19 protein-coding genes and 3 pseudogenes are annotated in these 22,360 nt (G+C 68.3%); 7 read left to right on the forward strand and 15 right to left on the reverse strand.

Annotation, left to right across the window (positions count from 1 at the left end):
• Positions 1-7 precede the first annotated feature (7 nt).
• Both SAOR_RS15745 and SAOR_RS15750 read left to right on the forward strand, forming a co-directional pair.
• Entirely contained in the window at positions 8-1,690 is a 1,683-nt protein-coding gene (locus SAOR_RS15745; protein WP_123632253.1) for a peptidoglycan DD-metalloendopeptidase family protein, read from the forward strand.
• 4 nt (positions 1,691-1,694) lie between these two features.
• Positions 1,695-2,843 carry an anhydro-N-acetylmuramic acid kinase gene (locus tag SAOR_RS15750; RefSeq protein WP_123632254.1) on the forward strand — a complete coding sequence of 383 codons (1,149 nt, stop codon included), beginning with the start codon at positions 1,695-1,697 and terminating at the stop codon, positions 2,841-2,843.
• A gap of 539 nt (positions 2,844-3,382) precedes the next feature.
• Here SAOR_RS15750 and SAOR_RS17350 read toward each other — a convergent pair.
• The 3 genes and pseudogenes from SAOR_RS17350 to argC form a co-directional block, all read right to left on the reverse strand.
• Positions 3,383-3,451, reverse strand: a pseudogene (locus tag SAOR_RS17350) (iron-sulfur cluster insertion protein ErpA); the annotation flags it as partial.
• A gap of 107 nt (positions 3,452-3,558) precedes the next feature.
• Complete coding sequence (gene erpA, locus SAOR_RS15760; protein WP_123590632.1) at positions 3,559-3,921, reverse strand: iron-sulfur cluster insertion protein ErpA; 363 nt, start codon at positions 3,919-3,921, stop codon at positions 3,559-3,561.
• Between the two features lie 85 nt (positions 3,922-4,006).
• Positions 4,007-5,044, reverse strand: a complete 1,038-nt coding sequence (gene argC / locus SAOR_RS15765) for an N-acetyl-gamma-glutamyl-phosphate reductase (RefSeq protein WP_123632255.1) — start codon at positions 5,042-5,044, stop codon at positions 4,007-4,009.
• A 133-nt stretch (positions 5,045-5,177) separates the two neighbouring features.
• On the opposite strand from argC, the gene SAOR_RS15770 reads away from it, so the two are divergent.
• The gene (locus SAOR_RS15770) at positions 5,178-6,947 is read left to right on the forward strand and encodes a chloride channel protein (RefSeq protein ID WP_185015727.1); all 1,770 of its coding nucleotides are present in this window, start codon (positions 5,178-5,180) and stop codon (positions 6,945-6,947) included.
• A 193-nt stretch (positions 6,948-7,140) separates the two neighbouring features.
• Positions 7,141-7,566, forward strand: coding sequence for a CopD family protein (locus SAOR_RS15775; protein WP_184947450.1), 426 nt, complete (start codon positions 7,141-7,143; stop codon positions 7,564-7,566).
• 96 nt (positions 7,567-7,662) lie between these two features.
• Here SAOR_RS15775 and bfr read toward each other — a convergent pair whose 3' ends face one another.
• The 3 genes from bfr to SAOR_RS15790 all read right to left on the reverse strand — a co-directional run bounded on the left by bfr (position 7,663) and on the right by SAOR_RS15790 (position 9,165).
• Complete coding sequence (bfr, locus tag SAOR_RS15780; RefSeq protein WP_123590630.1) at positions 7,663-8,163, reverse strand: bacterioferritin; 501 nt, start codon at positions 8,161-8,163, stop codon at positions 7,663-7,665.
• Between the two features lie 140 nt (positions 8,164-8,303).
• Positions 8,304-8,531: a (2Fe-2S)-binding protein gene (locus SAOR_RS15785; RefSeq protein ID WP_123632257.1), complete on the reverse strand. Its 228-nt coding sequence runs from the start codon at positions 8,529-8,531 to the stop codon at positions 8,304-8,306.
• Positions 8,532-8,688: 157 nt separating this feature from the next.
• Complete coding sequence (locus SAOR_RS15790; protein WP_123590636.1) at positions 8,689-9,165, reverse strand: RNA pyrophosphohydrolase; 477 nt, start codon at positions 9,163-9,165, stop codon at positions 8,689-8,691.
• Positions 9,166-9,238: 73 nt separating this feature from the next.
• On the opposite strand from SAOR_RS15790, the gene SAOR_RS15795 reads away from it, so the two are divergent.
• The gene (locus SAOR_RS15795) at positions 9,239-9,910 is read left to right on the forward strand and encodes a histidinol-phosphatase (protein WP_123632258.1); all 672 of its coding nucleotides are present in this window, start codon (positions 9,239-9,241) and stop codon (positions 9,908-9,910) included.
• Positions 9,911-10,139: 229 nt separating this feature from the next.
• On the opposite strand, the gene SAOR_RS15800 is transcribed toward SAOR_RS15795, so the two are convergent.
• The 9 genes and pseudogenes from SAOR_RS15800 to SAOR_RS17445 all read right to left on the reverse strand — a co-directional run.
• Complete coding sequence (locus SAOR_RS15800) at positions 10,140-10,946, reverse strand: inositol monophosphatase family protein (RefSeq protein ID WP_123632259.1); 807 nt, start codon at positions 10,944-10,946, stop codon at positions 10,140-10,142.
• 45 nt (positions 10,947-10,991) lie between these two features.
• Positions 10,992-11,888, reverse strand: coding sequence for a regulatory signaling modulator protein AmpE (gene ampE / locus SAOR_RS15805; protein WP_123632260.1), 897 nt, complete (start codon positions 11,886-11,888; stop codon positions 10,992-10,994).
• On the reverse strand, positions 11,879-12,445 hold the full coding sequence (gene ampD, locus SAOR_RS15810) for a 1,6-anhydro-N-acetylmuramyl-L-alanine amidase AmpD (protein WP_123632261.1): 567 nt from the start codon (positions 12,443-12,445) through the stop codon (positions 11,879-11,881). The genes ampE and ampD overlap by 10 nt, the downstream gene beginning before the upstream one ends.
• Positions 12,446-12,449: 4 nt before the next feature.
• Positions 12,450-14,375 carry an Lnb N-terminal periplasmic domain-containing protein gene (locus tag SAOR_RS15815; protein WP_185015729.1) on the reverse strand — a complete coding sequence of 642 codons (1,926 nt, stop codon included), beginning with the start codon at positions 14,373-14,375 and terminating at the stop codon, positions 12,450-12,452.
• 35 nt (positions 14,376-14,410) lie between these two features.
• Positions 14,411-16,225, reverse strand: a complete 1,815-nt coding sequence (locus tag SAOR_RS15820) for an Lnb N-terminal periplasmic domain-containing protein (protein WP_221180033.1) — start codon at positions 16,223-16,225, stop codon at positions 14,411-14,413.
• Positions 16,226-16,326: 101 nt separating this feature from the next.
• The gene (locus SAOR_RS15825; protein WP_123632263.1) at positions 16,327-16,809 is read right to left on the reverse strand and encodes a DUF3015 domain-containing protein; all 483 of its coding nucleotides are present in this window, start codon (positions 16,807-16,809) and stop codon (positions 16,327-16,329) included.
• 179 nt (positions 16,810-16,988) lie between these two features.
• Positions 16,989-17,231 carry a hypothetical protein gene (locus tag SAOR_RS15830; protein ID WP_185015730.1) on the reverse strand — a complete coding sequence of 81 codons (243 nt, stop codon included), beginning with the start codon at positions 17,229-17,231 and terminating at the stop codon, positions 16,989-16,991.
• 76 nt (positions 17,232-17,307) lie between these two features.
• Positions 17,308-17,487 (reverse strand): annotated as a pseudogene (locus tag SAOR_RS17440) (hypothetical protein); the annotation flags it as partial.
• Between the two features lie 92 nt (positions 17,488-17,579).
• A pseudogene (locus SAOR_RS17445) lies at positions 17,580-17,669 on the reverse strand (hypothetical protein); the annotation flags it as partial.
• A gap of 246 nt (positions 17,670-17,915) precedes the next feature.
• On the opposite strand from SAOR_RS17445, the gene SAOR_RS15840 reads away from it, so the two are divergent.
• Both SAOR_RS15840 and SAOR_RS15845 read left to right on the forward strand, forming a co-directional pair.
• Positions 17,916-20,870, forward strand: a complete 2,955-nt coding sequence (locus tag SAOR_RS15840; RefSeq protein ID WP_123632265.1) for a M16 family metallopeptidase — start codon at positions 17,916-17,918, stop codon at positions 20,868-20,870.
• Positions 20,867-22,168: a hypothetical protein gene (locus tag SAOR_RS15845; RefSeq protein ID WP_123632266.1), complete on the forward strand. Its 1,302-nt coding sequence runs from the start codon at positions 20,867-20,869 to the stop codon at positions 22,166-22,168. Before SAOR_RS15840 ends, SAOR_RS15845 begins: the two co-directional genes overlap by 4 nt.
• The last annotated feature ends 192 nt before the right edge of the window (positions 22,169-22,360 follow it).

Consider the following 22,360-nt stretch of genomic DNA (forward strand, 5'->3'; position numbering starts at 1 on the left):
TTTGTATATGGGCAAGATCGATAATGATTATCTGTGGCTGCGCGAGCAGCCACGCCGTACATCGCGTCTGCGCCGGACCGCGATCCTTTTGATGATACCGCTCGTGGCCGGCGCCGCCTGGCTGACGACCACGCCCGGGCCTGAGCCCGGGCAGTCGACCACGAGTGGCACAGCGGCCGACAGTTCGGATTCGGGCACCGACGGCGGCGACACCGCGTCGCAGCTCGTGGATGCGCGCCTGAGCGTACCGGGCAGCGCCGGGAAGCGCGATGCCGAATCGCGCCCGGCCGGGGCCGAGCACACGGTCAGTGAGGACAGCGCGGCTACGGACGACCGCGGGCTCGACGCCCAACAGGCCGGCGCGCGCACGATCGCCGTCGCTCCGGTGTCCACGAGCGATCCGGAGATCGCATCCGGGTCGACACCCGCCCCCCGCGTCGACGTCGACGCGGCCGGCGTACGCACGCAGCCGCTGGTGGCCTCGGAACTGAGCCCGGAGACGCTGACTCAGTCGAACCAGCCGCCCGCGCCGGCCGAGACGCCGGGCGAAGGCCCGGGTCGTTGGGAGGAGATCACGATCCGATCCGGCGATACGCTCTCGATCGCGTTCAATCGCCACGGCCTGGCCTATCAGGACTCGCTCGAGATCGCCCATATGGACAAGTACGGCGATCGCTTCACTCGTGGATTGAAGGCGGGCGACACCATGAAGGTGCGCGCCGATCGCGATGGCAGCGTACTGGCAGTGGACTTTCCGCTGGATCCGCTCAAGACCCTGGAAGTCCGTCCCGACGGCGACGGTTTCACCGGCGATGTCGTGATGACCGACGTCGAACACCGAAAGGCCTACTCCGCCGGCACCATCAACACGAGCTTCTACGTCGACGCGCTCGAAGCCGGCCTGTCGGACAACCAGATCATGCAGCTGGTCAAGATCTTCGGCTGGGACATCGACTTCGCGCTCGACATCCGGCCGGGGGATCGTTTCGTGGTGGTGCGCGACGAGATCTATCGCGACGGCGACAAGATCGCGGACGGCCCCATTCTGGCGGCCTCCTTCGTCAACGACGACAAGTCGGTGCGCGCCGTGCGCTATACCCTCGACAACGGCGAGAGTGCCTATTTCTCACCGGAGGGGCGCCCCATGAAGAAAGCCTTCATCCGCACGCCGGTCGACTACACGCGCATCAGCTCCCGCTTCAGCCTGTCCCGCAAGCACCCGGTCCTCAACAAGATCCGGCGTCACGCCGGCACCGACTACGCCGCCCCCACGGGCACGCCCATCAAGGCCACCGGCAACGGGCGCATCGTGTTTCGCGGTCGTCGCGGCGGCTATGGCAACGTGGTCATCATCAGGCACGACGATCATCTGTCAACGCGCTACGGCCACATGTCCAGATTCGCCGAGGGCCTGGGCACCGGCAGCCGGGTACAGCAGGGCGAGGTGATCGGCTACGTCGGCATGAGCGGCCTGGCGACCGGACCGCACCTGCATTACGAGTTCCGCGTCGACGGCGAGCCGAAGGATCCGGAAACCGTCGATCTGCCGCAGGCGACCCGGCTGCCCAAGAGTCAGCTGGCGGACTTCAAGCAGTACACCGCGCCGCTGCTGACCCAGCTCAAGACGCTGTCGCACACGCACATTGCACGCGTTGACGAAGCGGCCGACGACGCGTCGCGGCCGAACTGAAGACATGGACAGCGGCCCGGGGTTGCACATCGGCCTGATGTCGGGCACCAGCGTCGACGCAGCCGATGCCGCGCTGGTCGAATTCCCCGCCGACGGGCCGCCCCGCTTGCTGGCTACACACGCCGAACCACCCCCCGCGGCGCTGCGCGAGGACCTGCTGCATTTGTCGCAGCAGGTCGCCGGCGTGTCGCTCGCGAAGTTCGGCGAGCTCGATCAGCGCGTCGGCGCCTGGTTCGCCGACGCCGCCCAGGCCGTCATGCGCAAGGCCGACGTGTCGGCGGGCGCCGTCGCTGCGATCGGCAGCCACGGCCAAACCATTCGCCACGAGCCCGAAGCGCCGCTGCCATTCAGCCTACAGCTCGGCGCCGCGAGTCTGATCGCCGCCCGCACCGGCTGTCGGGTGGTCGCCGACTTCCGCAACAGCGACATGGCCATCGGCGGTCAGGGGGCACCGCTGGTGCCGGCATTCCATCGCAGCGTGTTTGCCGACTCGCAGCAGGCACGCATCGTCGTCAACATCGGCGGTATCGCCAACCTGACCATTCTGCCGACGGCCGCGATCCACGACCTCGACGCCGTCACCGGTCTGGATACCGGCCCGGGCAATGCGCTGATGGACGCCTGGGTCGCCATCCATCTCGGCCGACGGCTGGACGACGACGGCCGCTGGGCCGCGAGCGGCCGCGTCGACGCCCCGCTGCTCGCCCAGTTGATGAACGACCCGTATCTGCGCCGGCCCGCCCCCAAGAGCACCGGCCGGGAGCATTTCAACCTCGACTGGCTGCGCGCCCAGATCGACAGCCTGCACGCACCGCCGGATCCGGTGAACGTCCAGGCCACGCTGTGCGAATTCACCGCGTGCTCGATCGCGCAGGCCGTCGCGCATCACGGCCCGGGCGACGAGCGGGTGCTGCTCTGCGGCGGCGGCGTCCGCAACGCCGAGCTGAAACGACGGCTGGTCGACCGCCTCGCTCCACGCGACCTCGTCTCGACCGCCGATTACGGTCTCGACCCGGACTGGGTGGAGGCGGTCGCGTTCGCCTGGCTGGCCAAACGCACCGTCAATGGACAGAGCGGTAACCTGCCCTCGGTCACTGGCGCCAGGTTCCCCGTGCCGCTGGGTGCGGTCCACGAAGCGCGCGTGCGCGCCTGAGAACGTAGCGCCAGCCGGGGACCGCCAGAAAGCACCAGCAGGGTGCCGAACATTCGGCTTGCGGCGCATGGGTGAGGGCTATCGCGCCGTATCGCCGCGGCCAGGAAAAGACACAGGTTCAGACAGGCGGGCCGGGGCTCGCGGCGCGTCCGCCGCGCCCTGCCAGCTGACGACGGCAGGCGGAGAACCGAAAACACTGGCGGCATCGTCGGCGACACCGCGATACCTCGACGCCGGAGTCGCCAAAACGATAGGCGCCGCATAGCCGGGCGTAGCGGTGACAGACGATGGCTTTGTCATCACCCCCGCCCGGCCTCTGGCGATGCCGCTCCTCTGCTTTAGTGGGTGAGGGCGCGTGTCCCGCGCGATGCCACGAACGAGTTGCCGCAACCACAGGTCGTCGTGGCGTTGGGATTGCGGATCACGAACTGCGCCGCGCTGCGCGCGGCTTTGCTACGCAAAGCAATGGCATTGTAATCACCCCGCTTCGCCTGCGGCGAAGCCGCCCCCTCAAGGGGGCGAAGGCGCGCAGTGCCGTGCTATACGGCGAACGAGTTGCCGCAGCCGCAGGTCGTCGTGGCGTTGGGATTGCGGATCACGAACTGCGCCGCGCTGCGCGCGGCTTTGCTGCGCAAAGCGATGGCGTTGTCATCACCCCCGCTTCGCCTGCGGCGAAGCCGCCCCCTCAAGGGGGGCGAAGGCGCGCAGTTCAGTGCTATACGGCGAACGAGTTGCCGCAGCCGCAGGTCGTCGTGGCGTTGGGATTGCGGATCACGAACTGCGCGCCTTCGATCCCGTCGGAGAAGTCGATCTCGGCGCCGGTGAGATAGAGCACGCTCATCGGGTCCACGAGCAGAGTCACGCCCTGTTTCTCGATGCGGGTGTCTCCGTCCTCGATGTTCTCGTCGAAGGTGAAGCCGTACTGGAAACCCGAGCAGCCGCCGCCGGAGACGAACACGCGCAGTTTGAGCGCGTCGTTATCCTCGTCGTCGAGCAGTTCCTTGACCTTGGTCGCGGCGGCATCCGTGAACACCAGCGCGGCCTGGTCGTCGTACGTCGGTTGCGTGGCGGTACTCATAATCGCTTCATCCCGTTGACAGGATAGTCATAGCATACTTTATCGGTGCGATACCGGCGATTTGCAAGCCCCCGGCTACATCGCACTACGGCAGCGGACCGGGCGCGGCGAGCGCGCGAGTCTCCGGCGCGCCGATCATCAGGTTGAAGCACTGCACGGCCTGCCCCGCGGCGCCCTTGACCAGATTGTCGATCACCGACAGTACCACCGCCGTGTCGCCATCGCCGGGCCGGTGGACGGCGATCCGGCACATGTTGCTGGCCCGGACGTGCCGAGTCTCGGGCGTGGCACCCGCGTCCAGCACGTCCACGAACGGTTCGTCGGCATAGGCCCGCTCGAACACGGCCTGCAGATCTACCCGATCGGCGAGCTGCGCGTACAGGGTCGCATGGATGCCGCGGATCATGGGCACCAGATGCGGCACGAAGGTCAGCCCGACATCGCCGCGGGCCAGATCGCCCAGCACTTGCCGGATCTCGGGCAGGTGGCGATGCCCGTCAACGCCGTAGGCCTTGAAGGATTCGTTCATCTCGGCGAACAGAAAGCCCGGCTTGAGACTCTTGCCGGCCCCCGAGACGCCCGTCTTGGCATCCGCCACCAGCGTCGACACGTCCACCAGCCCGGCATCGATCAGGGGTTTGAAACCCAGCACCACGGCGGTCGGGTAGCAGCCCGGGCAGGCCACCAGGTCGGCGCCGGCGATCGCCTTCCGGTTGAGTTCCGGCAGGCCGTAGACAGCGCGTTCGATGAGTTCCGGACAGGCATGCGCGACGCCGTACCAGCGCGCCCAGAGCGCGGGGTCGCGCAGCCGGAAATCGGCCGACAGGTCGATCACGCGCTTGCCGGCCGCGAGCAGTGCGGGCACATCGTGCATGGCAGCCGCGTGCGGCGTGGCGAAAAAGACCACATCGCAGTCGGCGAACGTCGCCGCTTCCGGAACGCTGAACTCAAGATCGATCACGCCGCGCAGCTGCGGGTAGGCCTCGGCCACCGGCGTGCCGGCGTCGCCGCGCGAGGTCACGGCCACGACTTCGGCCTCCGGATGCCCGGCGAGCAGGCGCAGCAGCTCGGCGCCCGCATAGCCGGTCCCGCCCACGATCGCAACGCGCTGTGTGTCGGCCATGATGTGCAACTGTCCAAGTTCGGCTGAACGGCGCATAATAACGCGCACGCTGGCAGCCTGCGCAGACGCGCACGCCGCCGCCTCCATTTCGCACCCGGGCAGGATCTGTTGCACCCCCGCCAACGAATGTGCCATGGCTGTTAAGCCCTCGCGCGGGCGCAGGCTTCGCGAGGCCTGGCAGGGGCGGCTGGACAGCCTGCGCGCGCAGGTCGCGGACATCGAGAACACGCCCGGGCTGAGCCTGCTGTGCCTGCTCGGCGCGGCCACCGGCGGACTCTGCGGCCTCGTCATCCTGGCGCTGCACACGGCGATCCACACCCTGCAGGGCCCGCTGTTCGAGACCTTCGGCGGGCGCACCTTCGTCGACAGCTCGGTCGCCTTTCGCGTCGCGGTGCCGATCCTGGGCGCCGTGCTGCTGGGGGTCATCGTCGAACGGCTTTTCAAGTCGGCCGAGCACGGGATCGTGCATATCATCGAGCGGCTGGTCTATTACCAGGGCTATCTGCCGCTCAAGGCCGCCGCCGCCGAGTTCACAATGTCAGTGCTGGCCCTGACGACCGGCCAGTCGGTCGGCCGCGAAGGCGTGGCCGCGCACACCGGCGCGGCCACCGGCAGCTGGCTCGGGCGTCGCCTCGACCTGCCCAACAACAGCGTGCGCACGCTGGTGGGCTGCGGCGCGGCCGCCGGCATCGCCGCCTCCTTCAACACGCCGCTGGCGGCCGTGATCTTCGCCATGGAAGTGGTGATGATGGAATACACCATCGCCGGCTTCGCGCCCATCATCCTGGCGGCAGTCACGGGCTCTCTGGTGACGTTCACGCTCACCGACGTCCATCCACGCCTGATGGCGGACTACTCGGGCTTCGCCACGGTGGAGCTGCCCTATCTCGCCTTCGTCGGGGCGATACTCGGCGTCGCCGGCGCCGGCTTCACTCGACTGTGCGGCGCACTCGTGCCCTGGATGGGGCGGATCCGCATCAGTCTGCGGATCGCGCTGGCCGGCGTGGTCACCGCGCTGCTCGCGATCGTCTATCCGCAGGTCATGGGCCTGGGCTTCGACACCGTCAACGCCTCGCTCGCGGGTGATTTCACCATCACCATGGCACTCGGCATCGGGCTGGCGAAACTGCTGGCCACCAGCTTCGCGACCGCCGCGGCCATGCCCGGGGGCGTGATCCTGCCCACCTTCGTGATCGGCTCGGCGCTGGGCAGCGCACTCGGCGCGCTTGGGGCGATGCTGCTGCCCGGCCACGCCAACGACGCCGGTCTCTATGCGTTGCTGGGCATCGGCGCGATGATGGGCGCCGTGCTGCAGGCCCCGCTTTCAGCCCTCGTCGTGATACTGGAACTGTCCGGGCAGACCGGCCTGGTCCTGCCCGGCATGCTGGTGGTGATCGCCGCGCTCGTGGTCTCGCGACGCATCGCGGTGTCCGATTCGCTGTTCCGCCTGCTGCTGCGCCGTCGCGGGCTGGACTATCGCAACGATCCGATATCGCAGTATCTGCGCCGCGCCAGCGTGATCTCGGCGATGAACCGGCGTTTTCGCATCGTCGAACGCCGGATCACGCGCGGCGCGCTCGACGAGATCCTGGAGAACAACATCGACTGGCTGCTCATCCGCCGGCGCGACGGCCGTGCCAGCCTGATGCGGCCGGGCGACGTCGCGCGCTTTCTCAGCAACGCCGAGAACGCCGACCTGACCGAAGTGGACCTCATGGAGATCCCCGGTCAGCGTGCCGATGCCTACCCGATTCACGTCCGCGCCAGTCTGCAGGAGGCCTTCGATCAGATCGAGCGCAACGAAGCCGACGCCCTGATCGTCGAGCGCACCGGCGGCAGCAACCGCACGATCACCTACGGTGTACTCACGCGCGAAACCATCGACGGCAGCTATCGCCCCTAGCAGGCCCGGCATGAGGCGCCCATCTCGCGCACCCGCGAGGCCCCCAGCCGGCCAACGGGGCGTCCGGCCACTGCCTCCGCCGGCGCATGGGCGGCACCCACGGCGGGCGCACCGGACCGAAGCCGGCGCGACCGTTACAATGCCGCCTCACTGTTCCCGCGCCGAACGCCGGCGCCCGCCTTAGGAGATCGCCATGCTGTTGTGGGTCAAGGCCTTTCACGTCATCGCCATGGTGACGTGGTTCGCCGGTCTGTTCTATCTGCCGCGCCTGTTCGTCTATCACGCCGACACCCACGACGAACTCGGCCACACCCGTTTCTGCACCATGGAGAAACGCTTGAGCGTGCTGATGTCGATCGGCGCCGCCGCGACCATCGGGCTCGGCCTGTGGCTGCTCGCCGCCTACGGCGGCGAATGGATGGCCGCGAACGGCTGGATGCACGCCAAGCTCGCCCTCGTTCTGGGCCTGATCGGCTACCACGGCTGGTGCCAGGTGCAGGTCAAGAAGTTCCGCGAACAGCGCAGCAGCGGCAGTGCCGGCTATTTCCGGCTGATGAACGAGATCCCGAGCGTGTTTCTCGTGCTGATCGTCGTGCTGGCCGTGGTCAAGCCGTTCTGACGACCGTTGCGCACTAGAAAGCCGCGCACATGAAAAAGCCCGCCGGCGCACCACGGCGCCGGCGGGCTGTCAGTACGACGGCAGCGGCGGCCGGAACTATTCGCCGGCGTCCGGCGTCTGGTTGATGTCCGGACCGGTCTGCGACTGCAGGAAGTTCGGCTCGCCCATGGTCTTGATCAGGCCGAGCTGGGTCTCGATGAAATCGATGTGCTCTTCCTCGTCGGCCAGGATCTCGGCGAACAGCTCGCGGGTCACGTAGTCGTTGACCTCTTCACAGTAGCCGATCGCCTCCTTGTAGTACGCGTGGCCCTCGTACTCCGCGGCCAGATCGCACTCAAGCATCTCCTTGGGATTCTCGCCCACGCGCAGCTTACCCAGATCCTGCAGGTTGGGCAGGCCACCGAGGAACAGGATGCGCTTGATGAACCGATCGGCGTGCTGCATCTCCTCGATCGATTCCTGATATTCCTTCTTGCCGAGCTGGAAGTAGCCCATGTCGTCGTACATCCGCGCATGCAGGAAGTACTGATTGATCGCGGTAAGCTCCAGCTTGAGCGACTTCTGGAGATATTCGATGACCTTGGCGTCGCCTTTCATGGCTCTGATTCCCTGACTGTGGAACGGGATTGACGCCCAAGGCTAGCCCAGACGCCGGCGCCAGACAAACGCGGCGCCACATCGAGGCGGCGGAATGCAAACGGAAATCAGAGGCGCCTGAAGCAAGCGCCGGGCACGGCTCAGCCGACAGCGGTCAGCGGCGACTCTTCAACTGCCGCCAGCAGTGGCGTGGCGCGCTCCTGGCGCTGGCGGCATTCGGTCAGCACGTCGCGGGCGCAGGGCGCACAGCGTCCGCAGCAGCCGGCAACGCCCAGCCGCTTGCGCAGCTCGCGCATGCTGCACGCGCCGGCGCAGTAGGCCTCGCGAATCTGACAGTCGGTAACGGCGTTGCAGACACAAACGTACATGGCATGACCTCCGACGCGCAGTAAAACGCGAATGAGAATGAGTGTCAACCACAATCCGATGACACTCGCCATGCGCTGACGTTGCGCGCGAGCCCGTCTGTGGCGCGCACGGGATCATTGCGCGATCACGCGCGTCAGGGGCGTCGGGGCGGCTGCGCTACTGCGTCTTGAGACAGTCGGAGAGCTCGTCCAGCGCGAGCCGGTAGACCTGTCGCTTGAAGAAGACGACCTCGTCCACCGGATGCCAGTAGTCGACCCAGCGCCAGCCGTCGAACTCCGGCTTTTCGGTGGCATCGAAGCGCACGCAGGACTCCGGCGCGATCAGCTCGAGCATGAACCACTTCTGTTTCTGGCCGATGCACAGCGGCCGCCGGTTCCGGCGCACGTAGCGCTTGGGCAGACGATAACGCAGCCAGCGCCGCGTAGCGCCGATCATGCGCACGTGCTCGGGGCGCAGGCCGACCTCCTCCTCGAGCTCACGGAACAACGCGTCCCGCGCGTCCTCGCCTTCACGGATTCCGCCCTGGGGGAACTGCCAGGATTGCTGACCGATTCGCTTGGCCCAGAAGACCTCGCCTCTGGGATTGCTTAGGATGATGCCGACGTTGGCTCTGAAACCCTGCGCATCAATCACGATCACGCCCTCGGTATAACTACGGATTCGATTCTTTCATAAATCGGTCGCAAACGAAAAAGGCTGCCTTATCTTGAACCTAACGCTATTCGATCTTGATCATACGCTGCTGGCCGGTGACAGCGATTATCTCTGGGGGCGCTTCCTGGTCGACGAGGGCGTGGTCGACGGCGAGACCTACGCCCGCGAGAACGAGCGCTTTCACGCCCAGTACCAGGCGGGAAACCTCGATATCCATGCCTATCAGCGCTTCGTGCTCGCGCCGCTGCGCGAGCAGCCGCTGCCGCGCATGCACGACCTGCGGGCACGCTATGTCCGCACGCGGATCGCACCGATCGTGGCCCGCCACGCGCGTGCGCTGATCGCGCATCACCGCGATCGCGGCGACGCGCTCGCCATCATCACCGCGACCAACCGGTTCATCACCGAGCCCATCGCGGACCTGCTCGACATCGACACGCTGATCGCGACCGAGCCCGAGGTGGTGGACGGCCTCTACAGCGGCGAGATCGCCGGCACGCCGTCGTTCCAGGACGGCAAGATCGTGCGTGCCCAGGCCTGGACCGCCGCCCAGCCGCAGCCCTTCGAGCACGTCACCTTCTATTCGGATTCGCACAACGACCTGCCCCTGCTGCGCTGGGCGGATACCGCGATCGCGGTGGACCCGGACGAACGGCTGGCGGAGGCCGCCCGCGCCGCGGACTGGGCGATCATTAGTCTGCGCGGCGAGACACGACCGTTCTAGCCCCGGCAGCACCCGGCCCGCTATCGCGGTTGTAGCGCAGTGCGCGAAGCGCGCTCGGATGGAGCGCCGGCAGGCCCCGCGCTTAGACGCACAGCTGAATCAGGACGATGCCCGACCCGCGGCCGTCGACCCGCGGTGACGGCCTGAGCGCGGGCGCGTTATCGAAACGGCGCCAGCCGACCCGTGACCCGCCTACCGACCGGTTCGCTCGGCCCCGCCGCGCCGACCGCTAGCCCGTCGGCGCGTCGCGGGCCTCGTCCCAGGCGGAAACGAAAGGCGCGATCGCCTCGCGCAGGCGGCCGTTGGTGGCGAATACGCTGCGCGTGTCGAGATCGATAGCCCCGCCGCCGAGCGCGCTGATGTCGCCCCCGGCCTCGCGCAGGATCACGGTAAGAGCGGCGATGTCGAGGATGTTGAGGTCGGATTCCAGGATCGCGTCGATGCGCCCCGAGGCCAGCAGATGATAGTGATAGAAGTCGCCGTAGCCGCGGATGCGGTGCACCCGGCCGACCAGCGCGCCGATGTCCGGCCAGGCCGGCGACGCGCCGAGCGCGGCGATATTGCCCAGCGAGAGACTGGTCTCGGCCAGCGCATCGGTCGTGGACACGCGGATCGGCTCGCCGTTGAGAGTCGCCCCGTGACCGCGGGCCGCGCAGGCCAGCTCGCCGCCGTTGAACATCGGCGCGTTGGACACGCCCACCACGAGCTCGCCGCGGTGGCGCAGCGCGATCTGGGTGGAGAAGAACGGATAGCCACGCACGAAGCTCTTGGTGCCGTCGACCGGATCGATCAGCCAGACGTATTCGGCGTCCGCGCTTTCGTGCCCCAGCTCCTCACCGTAGAAGCCGTGCTCCGGATAGGCCCGCGAAAGCACGTCCTTGATCGCGCGCTCGGACTCGATGTCGGCGACGGTCACCGGGCTCGCATCGGCCTTGCGCTCGACGTCGAACGTGCCCTGGTAATAATGACGGATGACCGTCTCGGCGGCCCGGGCGGCCTCGACGGCGGTCTCGAGATAACCCCTGTAATCGGTCAAAGCGTGCATCCTCGATCGACGGTAAATCAGCGAAAGCGCGCCATCCTAGCGCAGCACGCCGAAAATGGTGAGCAGCGCGAGTCCCGCGAGGGCGACCAGCAACGCCCGCGACACCAGGCCGAGCGCCTCGAGCAGCGTGTCGTTGAGCTCTTCATCCGTACGCCGCCTCGTGCGCGCATCGGCGCCACGCCCCAGGCCGAGCGCGCCCCGGCCCACGGCCGCCAGCAGCCGCCAGCTCGCCGCCCCGCTGGCATGGGTGATCGCCCGCGCCGCGGGCCAGGCCGCCAGCGCCTGTCCGGTCCGGCCGACCAGCGCGTAGAGCAGCGCGGTCAGGCGCGCCGGTATCCACGCCGCCAGCCCGTGCACGTAGGTGGCGGTGCGCCGCAGCGCCCGCGAACCGGTGCCGCGGGCGGCCAGCACGGGCAGCTCCCGCACGCTGCGATAGAACACCGCCCCGGCGGGGCCGGCCACGAAGAACCACAGCAGCACCGCCAGCACGCGCTCGTGGCCCTGCACCAGCACCGCGCCGACGATCGTCTGCCCGTCGCGGTCCGCCGGCGGGCGGCCGCTATGCGACCGGCACAGGGCTGCGGCGCAGGCCGCGGCGCGGTCGTGATCGGCCTCGCTGCGGGCATGCGCCAGGGCGTAGACGTCCTCCCACAGATCGCGCGGGCCGAAGGTCAGCACCAGCACGACCACGCCGAAGATCAGATCCACCCCGAGCCAGAGATAGTGCTCGATCGCCCACTGCAACAGCGCGACCGCGAGCACCGGCGGCGCGATCACCAGCACGCCGCTCGGATGCGACAGCCAGCGCGCGCCGGCGCGGCTGCGTTCGATCAGCGCCACGTACCGTGCGAAGCCGTCGACATCGCGCCAGCGTCTGAGCTGGCCCAGCGCCCGTTCGACGAACAACGCCACGACGATGACGATCAGATGCATGACGACTCCAGCAGGCGACGGAAGAGCGCCCAGTCGAAGGCCGGGCCCGGGTCGGTCTTGCGACCCGGCGCGATGTCGCTGTGGCCGACGATACGCGCCGGCGTGAGCCCCGGATAGGCCCGCAGCAGCGCGCCGGCGACGGCGCCGAGCGCGCGGTACTGCGCGGGGCTGTAGGGACAGTCGTCGGTGCCTTCCAGCTCCACCCCGACGCCGAAATCGTTGACCGCATCCCGGCCGTCGAAGTGCGAACGCCCGGCGTGCCAGGCACGCGCGTGGAAGCCCACGTACTGCGTGATGCGGCCGGTGCGCTCGATCAGCGCATGCGCGGAGACCCGCAGATCGGCGATACGCCGGTAGAACGGATGCGCCGCCGGCGCGAGGCGGTTGCTGAACAGCGCATCGACCTGACCGTGACCGAAGCACCCGGGCGGCAGTGTGATCCCGTGCACCACCAGCGTGTCCACCGCCGTGCCGGCCGGCCGGGCGTCGCAGTTCGGCGAAGGCAGACGGCGCACGCCCGTCAACCACCCGGCTTGGATGTGCAGCGGCGCGACCATGAGGTCAGAAATAGGCCTGAAGACCGAGCACGCCGCGCAGACCGGCGTCGACCGCCGTGCCTTCCCAGCCCAGCTCGGCGCGCAGGGCCAGATCGCCGAACAACGGCATCTGCTGTATGCCGCGCGCCCACCGATAGTGGCCGTCGTCGCCGGCGACATATTCCAGCGCGCCGGCTTCTAACTTGAGCTGGTAACCCGGCGCCTGGCGGGCGAGCACGCCGGCGCTGCCCCCGGCTCCGAGCGCATAGCCCGGCGACAGCGCGCTGTTGGCGTCGACCGAGGCCAGGCCGAAGACATAGCCCATCAGGTCGTCGCCGCCCCAGGCCAGGCCGGGCCCGCCCTGCAGGTAGTAGCCGAGATTGTTGGGGACATCGTCGAAGACCACCGACGACGGCCGCCGCCGCAGTCCGGTGTCGATCTGGAAGGAGACCGGCTTGAACAGCTCGTCGCGCGGCGACAGCGAGATGATGTTGAGGATCTGCAGGTCGTCGATGCGCAGCTCGCCGTCGGCCGGGTCCACGCGCAGCCCCAGGTCGAGGAAATTGATCTCGGCCCCGGCGGTGTAGCCTCCGGGATCGTCCAGCAGATCGTGGTACGCGGGCCGGATGCGCAGGCCGAACGACAGGTCATCGCCCTCGTAGACCGCCGCGGCGGCCATCCGCAGCGACTCGTGGCCGCGGTCCGGCGGCGTCCGCGGCGCCGGCACGGGCGTGAACGGCGACGGCTGTCGAATCTGGCTGCGCGCCAGCAGAATGGCGTCGGCATGATCGCTGTCGGCCTCAACGGCCTCGGCGTCGCTCTGCAGCCGGTAGTAGAGATAGTCGTGGGCGACCTCCAGCACCCCGGCACGCACATCGGGCGCGAGCTCGGACAGCGCTTCGCCCTCGAGGGGCACGCGGGCGGCGGCCACGTCGAGCGCCAGCTCGCGATCGGCCGGATCGAGCTGGCCCGCCTCCCAACGGATCGTGGTCTCCAGCGACGGCCGGTAGCCGGGTGCGGCCATCAGTCCCGGCACGTCGGCCAGCGCGCGGATGGTATCCGCCGGGATCGCGTACCAGTCGAAGTCCTCGGTCAGATCCAGCGACGGCCGGGCGACCTCCAGCAGACTCAGCAGCTGGTAGGAGCAGTTCTTGGTGAGAAAGTAGTAGTCGAAGCGCACCCCGTCCATCTCCCAGAGATGGTCGACCAGGCGGTCACGCTCGTCGTCGTCGAGCTGTAGCGGGTAGGACCACACGTCGCGGTGCTCGATCCAGGCGTACTGCTTGACCTTCTCATAGTACGGGAACAGGCCGAACACGCCCGGATAGCCGCCGGTGAGCCCGTTCCAGGCGAACCCCAGCCCCTGCGCGTCGTCGCCCGCGGCCGCGGCGAAATTCACCGCATAGGCCAGCAGTTCGGTGCGACGCGCGGCGCGCGACGAATCGATGCGCAGCAGCGTGTGACCGAACATTGACGACGGGCTGTTGGGAAAGGCGGTCGGAAAGATCAGGCTGATGCGCTTCGGGCTGAGCGCGGCCCGCCATTGCCGGTATTCGTCGCAGTCCGCACCGCCGAGCGTCTGCGGCGCCAGCCCCAGCCGGCGTTCGAGAAACTTGCGCCGGGCGACGAACACACAGGCCGCCGGCTTGTTGCGGCCTTCGATCCGGCGATTCTCCACCAGCGCGGCGAGCGTGGCATCGAGCTCGGCCGCCGGATCGCGGCGCCCCTCGGCCGCCAGAAAGAAGTGCTCGCTGGCCACCGTGCTGTGCACGCCCGCGCCCAGCCAGTTCTTTTCATAGTGCCCGAGCGCGCGCCACTGCGGGCTGGCGGCCAGATCCCGCTCGGCGGCCCGTGCCTGCAGCGCCGCCAGATCCGACGCCGGCGCTTCGGCGGCACCGGTCGCCGGCCACCAGGCCATGCCCAACGCCAGAGCCACACCGAGCAGCGGCATACCCGTCAAACCTGCGCGTTTCACCATCAAAAGGCCTAATCGAAGAAATGCCGGAACGACACGCTGCAACCGGTGACGGCATCGCGCTGCCAGGTCTCGTGGCTGCACTCACCGCGCAGCGCGTTCTCGGACGATAGCGGCAGATTGGCGGTGATCCCGGTCCGCAGGCGCGAGAAATGCGCGGTGTATTCCAGCCATCGCGCGTGTAGGCCCCATTGTACGGATTCCGCCTGAAAGGCGACGCCGGCCTCGGCGCCCCCGCCGAGTGCCGCGCCCGGCTCCTCGCCGCTCACGCTCTCCAGGCGCGCGACCGCGAACACGTACGGAAACAGATCGCCGACCCGCCAGCTCGCCCCCGGCCCGCCCTGGACAAAGCCCCCGAGCGCGCGCCGTTCATGCGCCACCGGCGCTTGTTCCAGGCCCGCGTGCACGAACCAGGAGATCGGCTTGACGAAATCGCTGCGCGGCGCCAGCGACCGGATATTGACCAGATCGAGACGCTCGAGCGCGAGGCCGTCGGCCTCGTCGATACGCAGCTGTACGTCCAGCCCTTCGATCGCCGCTCCCGGCAGAAAGCCGGTCATCGGGTCGAACAGATCATGGTAGGTCAGCCGATAGCCGAAGGACAGAAAATCGCGGCCGTTCCGACGGCCGACGCCGATATTCGCCATCTGGGTGCCATGCCCGCTTTCCGGCGGGGCCGGCGGCGACGCCGGCGCATCGGGCGGCGCGGGATTGCGCTGCACCACGCGCAGCAGGGCCAGACTCTTGCGGGCGACATCGGGATCGCGCGCGCCTTCCCGGTTGCGCAGCCGCAGCGCCTGGTAGGCCACCTGGGCGATGAGATGCCGCCGCGGCGGCGGATAGGCCTCGAATCGCGGTGTCGCCGCCAGCGACGTGTCCTCGCGCAGGGCCGCCGCCAGCGCCCGTTCGTCGCCGTCCAGACGCGCGGCCAGCGCCTCCAGTTCACGGGCTTTCGACGGCCGGTAACGGCGCTGCGCCACCAAATCGGCGTCATACAGCGCGCGCACGGTGTTCACCGGCAGCTCGGCAAAGCGCAGCTCGGTCATCAGCGGCGCCGTCGGGCGGCCCACCTTGATCAGTTCGAGCAGGCGGAACGAACAGTTCTCGTCGAAGAAGTAGTAATCGAAATTGATCCCGCGCAGCTCCCAGAGATGGCGCACCACCCAGTCGATCTCGTCGGCATCGAGATTCAGGGCGTACTCCCACATGTCGCGGTTTTCGACAAAGGCGTAGTCGCGGATCTTCTCGACATACGAGGTTACCGAGAACTGGCCCGGGTAGCCGCCGGCCAGGCCCCGCCAGATATAGAACAGCGAATTGTCCGCCCCGCCGGCCTGGGCGCCGAAGTTGATCGCCCGCGACAGCCAGACGGCGTCGGGCTCGGCGCTGGCGTCCAGGCGCAGCAGCGTATGGCCGAACATCGACGACGGGCTGTTCAGATAGGCGGCGGGGAAGACCAGCACCAGCCGGCCGATGGGCATCTGCGCGCGCCATGCCTTGTAATCGTCGCAGTGGGCCAGCGGCTCGGGCTCTTGCCAGCCGAGTTTTTCGGCCAGAAAACGATAGCGCGCCGGAAAGCGACAGCGCGCCGGGCTGGCCGCCGGCGCGAGCGCCTGCCATGTGGCCCGCAGTTCGGCCGCCGGGTCGGCCTTGCCGTCGGCGGCGAGGAAAAAATCGTCGTCGTCGACATAGCTGGTGCCGACGCCGCGCAGGGTGGCGCCCGGATTGACGTGCATCAGCGCCTGCCACCGCTCAGTTGCCGCCAGGGCCGCGAGATCCGGCGCGGGCGCGGCATGGACGGCGACGCTGCAGACGAGCGCGCACAACCAGATCCCGGCCCGGGCAATGAGCCGCCATCGCGCCGCGGCACGCAAGACAAAAAAATGCCCCGCCTCCACCGAGACGGGGCGAGCCGGCAGACGTTCGATCAGGACACGTAGTGCGACAGACGATCGTCGCGCTTCATGACCATGGTGATGTTGTCCATCACTTCGCCGGAGGAGACATCGTCACGCGGAAAGATCTGCGTGAAATTCTCGTGCATGAGGCTATTGAAGTGGTCACGATCGGCCGGGTCGATCTGCATCGCCACCGTCAGCGCGGTCAGCGCCTCGCCGTGGCCCACGGCCATGTCCTGGGCGACCTCTTCGAGCACGCCGTTCATCGCCAGCAGGCTGTCGCCGCTGTAGGTCAGCGTACCGCTTACATCGCAGCCGTTGGTGCCACTGGTCATGCCGAAGGTGGCATTGCCGGAGGTGCCGTTGACGATGGTGGCCAGCAAATGGGCCGGCAGGCCACTCGAGCCTTCGAACAGCAGATTGCCCCAGCCGCAGCCCGGTCCGCCCGGCGCCACGGCGCTCGCGCTCATGCTCGACCCGAGCAGGACCGCACCGATGATGATCTTTTTCATTATTTTCCCCTGAATAAAGACAGTTCGTTATGCATTTTTTCGCCCTGCGATCGTTCGTCGGGCTTGATTCACTATAGCGCGCCTGCGGTGCCTGTAAAGCGGTTGCGCGAACCGCCGGCCGCGGCTTCATTTTGCAGCCGACGCGGCAATATGGCGGGCCGGCATTCAAAGCGGACGATTCATGAAAAACGAGCCCGCGGCCCGGCGTCTTTCGAGCGCGCCACTCTCCCTGACCACAGCCCCGGATCGAGTATCAGCACGAGCCCGGGCCAGGCGGCCGGAAGCGCGATGAATATACCTATCAGCCTCTCGCCGGTGATGATGCCCGCCGCCCCGAGCAGGCCGCGGCCCTCGCGCACGGCGCCGCTGCCGCCGAGCCAGGCGACGAGACCGCCGAAGGCGATCGCCATCGACAGCGACAAGGGCAGATAGAGACCGAGCGCGACCGCCAGCGCCCGGCAGACGGAGCCCGCTGTCCCGGCGACCGAGCAGGCTGTCGAGCGCGATCGTGGCCAGCGCGATCACGTCGCCGCCGATCACCCAGCCCCAGGGCAGATCGCCGCCGAACACACCGCGCACGACCGTCACCATGAGATCGGCCTGGGGCGCCGGCGACGCACTGGGATGGGCCGTGTCCGACACCCCGATGCCGTAGGCGTGCAGCAGCAGCGACCACACCGGCGATCGGCACGATCTGGAAACAGGGCGCAATCGGACCCGTAGTCGAACACCATCAAGGCCGGCAGGGTGAAGATCACGCTGGCGGCGATCGCCTCGCCCGCGCTGGCCGCGGTCTGGACGATGCTGTTCTCGAGCACGTTGGCATCGGCGGACAGCCGCAGGATGCCCCGCGACAACATCGCCGCCGGAATCGAGGCCGACACGGTCAGCCCGGCGAACAGTCCTGGCTAGGCGTTGACCGCCGACAGCACCACGACCAGCGCCACCCCCGGCAGTGCCGCACGAAACGAAAGCTCACGCACCGGTGTCGAAGCTCCTGCGCTCACGGAACGGCCACCGAGCAGCGGATGATCGCGTCCGACCACCCTGATAAGCTCGCCCCGATGCGCAACGACCCCATCGCATTGACCAAGGATCGATACTTCATGCGCTCGACACTCCTGTTATGCCTGTCGCTGCTGATCGCCGGCGCGCCGGCCGCGAGCCTGGCCGATCCGCAGTCCGGCAACACGACCACGGCCTCCCCCGACGCCGCCGAAAGCCAGAACGAGCAGGGCGCGGACGCTGACGACACGCCGGCCGGTCGCGACAGGGACTCGGCGTCGGCCGGCGACGAGACGACCAAGGCGGACGAGCGCGACTCGAGCAGAGCGGCGCCGCGTGTCGATATCCCCGACATCGACATCCCGTACAAGAAGTACGTGCTCGACAACGGCCTGACGCTGATCGTGCACACCGACCACAAGACGCCGATCGTCGCCGTCAACATCTGGTATCACGTCGGCTCCAAGAACGAGGGCCCGAACCAGCAGGGCTTCGCGCATCTGTTCGAGCATCTGATGTTCCAGGGCAGCGAACACTGGGACGGCGAGTATTTCGAACCGTTCGAGCGCGCGGGCGCGACCGACATGAACGGAACCACCAACGTGGACCGCACCAACTATTTCGCGAGCGTGCCCACCAACGCCCTGGATATGGCCCTGTGGATGGAGTCCGACCGCATGGGGCACTTCCTCGGCGCCATCGACCAGGACCTGCTGGACGAACAGCGTGGCGTGGTCCTCAACGAGAAGCGCCAGGGCGAGAACCAGCCCTACGGTGAGGTCTTCAACACGTTGCCGACCAACACCTATCCGGCCGGCCACCCCTATTCCTGGCCGACCATCGGCTCCGAATCCGACCTGAACGCGGCCTCGCTGGAGGACGTCAAGTCGTGGTTCAAGCAGTACTACGGCCCCTCCAACGCGGTGCTGGTGCTGGCCGGCGACATCGAGCCGGAGGCCGCCCGCGACAAGGTCGAGCAGTACTTCGGCAGCATCGAACCCGGGCCGCCGGTCACCCGGCAGAAGCGCTGGATCGCCAAGATGAACGGCGAGCACCGGCAGGTGATGTTCGATCGCGTGCCGCAGGCGCGCGTCTACAAGGTCTGGAACGTCCCGCCGACGGGCTCGCCCGATGTGACCCGGCTGCAGATCGCCGCCGACCTGCTCGCCGGCTCGAAGACGAGCCCCCTCTACAAGACACTCGTCTACGACCGGCAGATCGCCACCGATGTCTCCGCCTTCGTCTGGGACAAGGAGATCGGCTCGCAATTCATCGTCAGCGCCACGGCCCGTCCGGATCAGGACCTGGCCGCGGTCGAGGCCGCCCTCGACGAGCAGCTGCAGCGCTTTCTGGACAAAGGCCCGGCGCCGGCGGCACTGGAACGCGCCCGCACGCGCTTCGGTGCCTCGTTCGTGCGCGGCACCGAGAGCGTGGGCGGCCTGGGCGGCAAGGCCGACATACTCGCCCAGGGCGAGATCTACGAAAACGACCCGGGCGCCTACAAGGACGAACTCGAGACGCTGCGCCAGGCAACGCCCGAGACGATCCGCAAAACGGCATCCCAATGGCTGTCGGAGGGCGTCTATGTACTCTCGGTCAAGCCCTTCGGCGAGCGCCACGCCAGCGGCGAGGACGTGGACCGCGACCAGCTGCCGGACATCGGCGACGGCGCCACCCTGGATCTGCCGGACGTCCAGCACACCCAACTGTCCAACGGTCTGAAGGTGCGCTTCGCCGAGCGCCATGACACGCCCGTCGTGCAGATGCGCATGATCTTCGACGCCGGCTATGCCGCCGACCCGCCGGAGGCCCCAGGCACCGCCAGCCTCGCCATGAACATGCTCGACGAGGGCACGACGCAACGCGACGCGCTCGAGATCAGCGCGGATGTCGACGCCCTCGGCGCCGGCCTGGGCACGAGCGCATCGCTGGACTCGGCCAGCGTCACGCTGTCCACACTGGCCACGACCCTCGAACCGGCCACGAGCATATTCGCGGACGTGATCCGCAACGCGAATTTTCCGGAAAAGGAATTCCAGCGTCTCAAGAAACAGCGGCTGGCCGCCATCGCCCAGGAAAAGCGCGACCCCACCAGCCTGGCCCTGCGCACGCTCGGACCGTTGCTCTACGGCGAGGACCATGCCTACGGCACGCCGCTGACCGGCAGCGGCACCACCGCCGCCATCCGCGAGATGACGGTCGAGGACGTGCGCGACTACGCCCACACCTGGCTGCGACCCGACAACGCCACGCTCGTGGTGGTCGGCGACACGACGCTCTCCGAGCTGAAACCGGTGCTGGAAAAGCAGTTCGGCGACTGGCAGCCACCGCAGAATGACAAGACGCCGCCGAGCAAGCCGCTGCCCGAGATCAGCGCGCCCGGGAAACCGCGGATCTATCTGCTCGATCGCCCGGGCAGCAATCAGGCCACCGTGATCGCCGGTAACGTCGCGCCGCCGAAATCCAGCGACGACGACATCGCCATGGAAACGGTCAACGCTGTGCTCGGCGGCATGTTCAACTCGCGGCTCAATCTGAACCTGCGCGAGGACAAGCACTGGTCCTACGGCGCGCGCAGCATGCTCATGGACGCGCGCGCCCAGCAGCCGTTCGTGGCCTACGCCTCGGTGCAGACCGACAAGACAGCGCCCTCCATGCGCGAGATGCGCAAGGAGCTCAAAGCCATCCGTGGCGACGAGCCGGCGACCGACAGCGAACTGTCCGCAGCCGAGGCCAATCTCACGCGCAGTCTGCCCGGGGACAACGAGACCACGTCGGAGCTGGCCTCGACGCTGGCCCAGTCGGTAATCTTCGATCTGCCGGACGACTACTACGAGCACTACGTCGAGCGTATCCGCGGGCTCGACGGCAAGGCGCTCACCGCGGCCGCGCGCACCATGATCAACGCCGACGGCCTGACCTGGATCGTCGTCGGCGACCTCGACAGCATCGAGAAGCCCGTGCGCGAACTCGGCTGGGGCGACGTGGAAGTGATCGATCCGGCCACGCTCGATCCCGCCACCGACGCCTCGCAGGAGGACGGAGACGACTCATGAGACCCGGGCCGTTGACCGGACTGGCCGGCGCGGCGCTGCTGGCCGGCGCGGCGCTGCCCGCGGGCGCGGCGGTCGAGCGCGAGGACATCCTCGTCCTCGACGCCGACGGCCGCCACTACACGAGCTACAAGACCCTGCGCTCGGATCTGGCCGAACGCGTGCTCTATCTCGGTCCGGACGAGGCCCCGGGGGACAATGTCTATATCGTGCCCTCGGACTACCGCACCAGTGAGGGCCCGGACGGAGGCATGCGGCTGCGCTTCGACACCGGCAGCTACGCGGTGATGGACACCGGCCGATTCACCGACGACCGACTGCGCCGCAGCGACGACGGCACCTACGTGTTCACCAGCTGGGACGGGGACACGCGCGCCGACGGCCATCACGGCAAATGGAACGCACCGGACGACTTCGACTCGTTCGCCTATACCTGGGTGGTGCCGGCCAGCATCGAGATCGTCGACTACAGCGCCAATCGCCGCGGCGACTGGTCGCACCAGGGTCGCAACCTCACCTGGCGCGGCGAAGACGTCAACGACATCACGTTCCGGATCCGCTACCGGGTCGAGGCAGCGGCTCAGACCGGCGGGCCGCCGGCAACCTCCGCGAACGCCAGCGAGGCCACGACCGAGTCAGCCGCCGACACCGCCCCGTTCCAGCCGGTGCCCAAGCGTCAGCGCATGGCCATCGGCTCGCACAGCGACACCCGGGTCGCCGACGCCGCCGAACCATCGCCCGCCCCGGGCCGAACAGCGCCGCAGACAGCGCCGACCGAAAGCCCGGGCGCGCCGTCCTCGAACACCGCGCCAATCGAGATACCGAACCTGCAGACCGCACCCGCCGCCGCGCTGGCGCCCACGCCAGGCGCCGATACGACCGCCGACGCATCGGCCCCGCAGTCGCCCGAACGTCCGGGTGCACCGTCGGACAGCGGCGGCACGGCGGCGTCCACCACGGCTGCGGACGGCATCGATCTCGAAAGCGTCGTGGTGCTGGCCGGCGCGCGGCCGACGATCACCGCACGGGGGCACGTCGTGCTCGATCGACTCGCCCGCCGGCTCGCCGAAGGTGACGCCCGACGAGTGACGGTGACCGGCCCTGCGATCAAGAGCACGCGCGAGATGGGCGGCTCGGCCGCGCAGGCCGCGCGGGTGGCCGACTACCTCGCCAATCACGGGCTTGAGTCCGGCACGGTCGACAGCCGCGCGGGCTCCACCGGGAGCACACACGGCACGCGGACGGTACGCGTGACCGCCGATCCGAACGCCGCCCTGGCGGGTTTCGATCCAGGACGCTGAGCGGGCGCGACCGCATCCGGCGTCGGCCACTGCTGCAGCGGTCGACCGAAACGACAACGCCGCGGGTCGGCTGCCTCGGCACGGCCGACCGTCACGGCTTGTACAGCCCAAGCCGAACTGGGGCGGACCAATCGCAAGTGCGATATCGTCAGCCCGTCTCCGGCCGGGCCCATCGCCGACTCCGGGTAGGCC

Origin of the sequence: Salinisphaera orenii subsp. orenii MK-B5, from assembly GCF_003788635.1 — a bacterium.
Classification (GTDB): Bacteria; Pseudomonadota; Gammaproteobacteria; order Nevskiales; family Salinisphaeraceae; genus Salinisphaera; species Salinisphaera orenii.

What these genes read in the sequence shown, in the direction of transcription:
- SAOR_RS15770 (WP_185015727.1), top strand. Translation starts at nt 5,178, where the DNA reads ATGGCTGTTAAGCCCTCGCGCGGGCGCAGGCTTCGCGAGGCCTGGCAG.
- SAOR_RS15815 (WP_185015729.1), bottom strand. Translation starts at nt 14,375, where the DNA reads ATGCCGCTGCTCGGTGTGGCTCTGGCGTTGGGCATGGCCTGGTGGCCG.
- SAOR_RS15785 (WP_123632257.1), bottom strand. Translation starts at nt 8,531, where the DNA reads ATGTACGTTTGTGTCTGCAACGCCGTTACCGACTGTCAGATTCGCGAG.
- ampD (WP_123632261.1), bottom strand. Translation starts at nt 12,445, where the DNA reads ATGGTCGCGCCGCTGCACATCCAAGCCGGGTGGTTGACGGGCGTGCGC.
- SAOR_RS15825 (WP_123632263.1), bottom strand. Translation starts at nt 16,809, where the DNA reads ATGAAAAAGATCATCATCGGTGCGGTCCTGCTCGGGTCGAGCATGAGC.
- ampE (WP_123632260.1), bottom strand. Translation starts at nt 11,888, where the DNA reads ATGCATCTGATCGTCATCGTCGTGGCGTTGTTCGTCGAACGGGCGCTG.
- SAOR_RS15745 (WP_123632253.1), top strand. Translation starts at nt 8, where the DNA reads ATGGGCAAGATCGATAATGATTATCTGTGGCTGCGCGAGCAGCCACGC.
- SAOR_RS15840 (WP_123632265.1), top strand. Translation starts at nt 17,916, where the DNA reads ATGCGCTCGACACTCCTGTTATGCCTGTCGCTGCTGATCGCCGGCGCG.
- SAOR_RS15845 (WP_123632266.1), top strand. Translation starts at nt 20,867, where the DNA reads ATGAGACCCGGGCCGTTGACCGGACTGGCCGGCGCGGCGCTGCTGGCC.
- bfr (WP_123590630.1), bottom strand. Translation starts at nt 8,163, where the DNA reads ATGAAAGGCGACGCCAAGGTCATCGAATATCTCCAGAAGTCGCTCAAG.
- erpA (WP_123590632.1), bottom strand. Translation starts at nt 3,921, where the DNA reads ATGAGTACCGCCACGCAACCGACGTACGACGACCAGGCCGCGCTGGTG.
- SAOR_RS15750 (WP_123632254.1), top strand. Translation starts at nt 1,695, where the DNA reads ATGGACAGCGGCCCGGGGTTGCACATCGGCCTGATGTCGGGCACCAGC.
- SAOR_RS15775 (WP_184947450.1), top strand. Translation starts at nt 7,141, where the DNA reads ATGCTGTTGTGGGTCAAGGCCTTTCACGTCATCGCCATGGTGACGTGG.
- argC (WP_123632255.1), bottom strand. Translation starts at nt 5,044, where the DNA reads ATGGCCGACACACAGCGCGTTGCGATCGTGGGCGGGACCGGCTATGCG.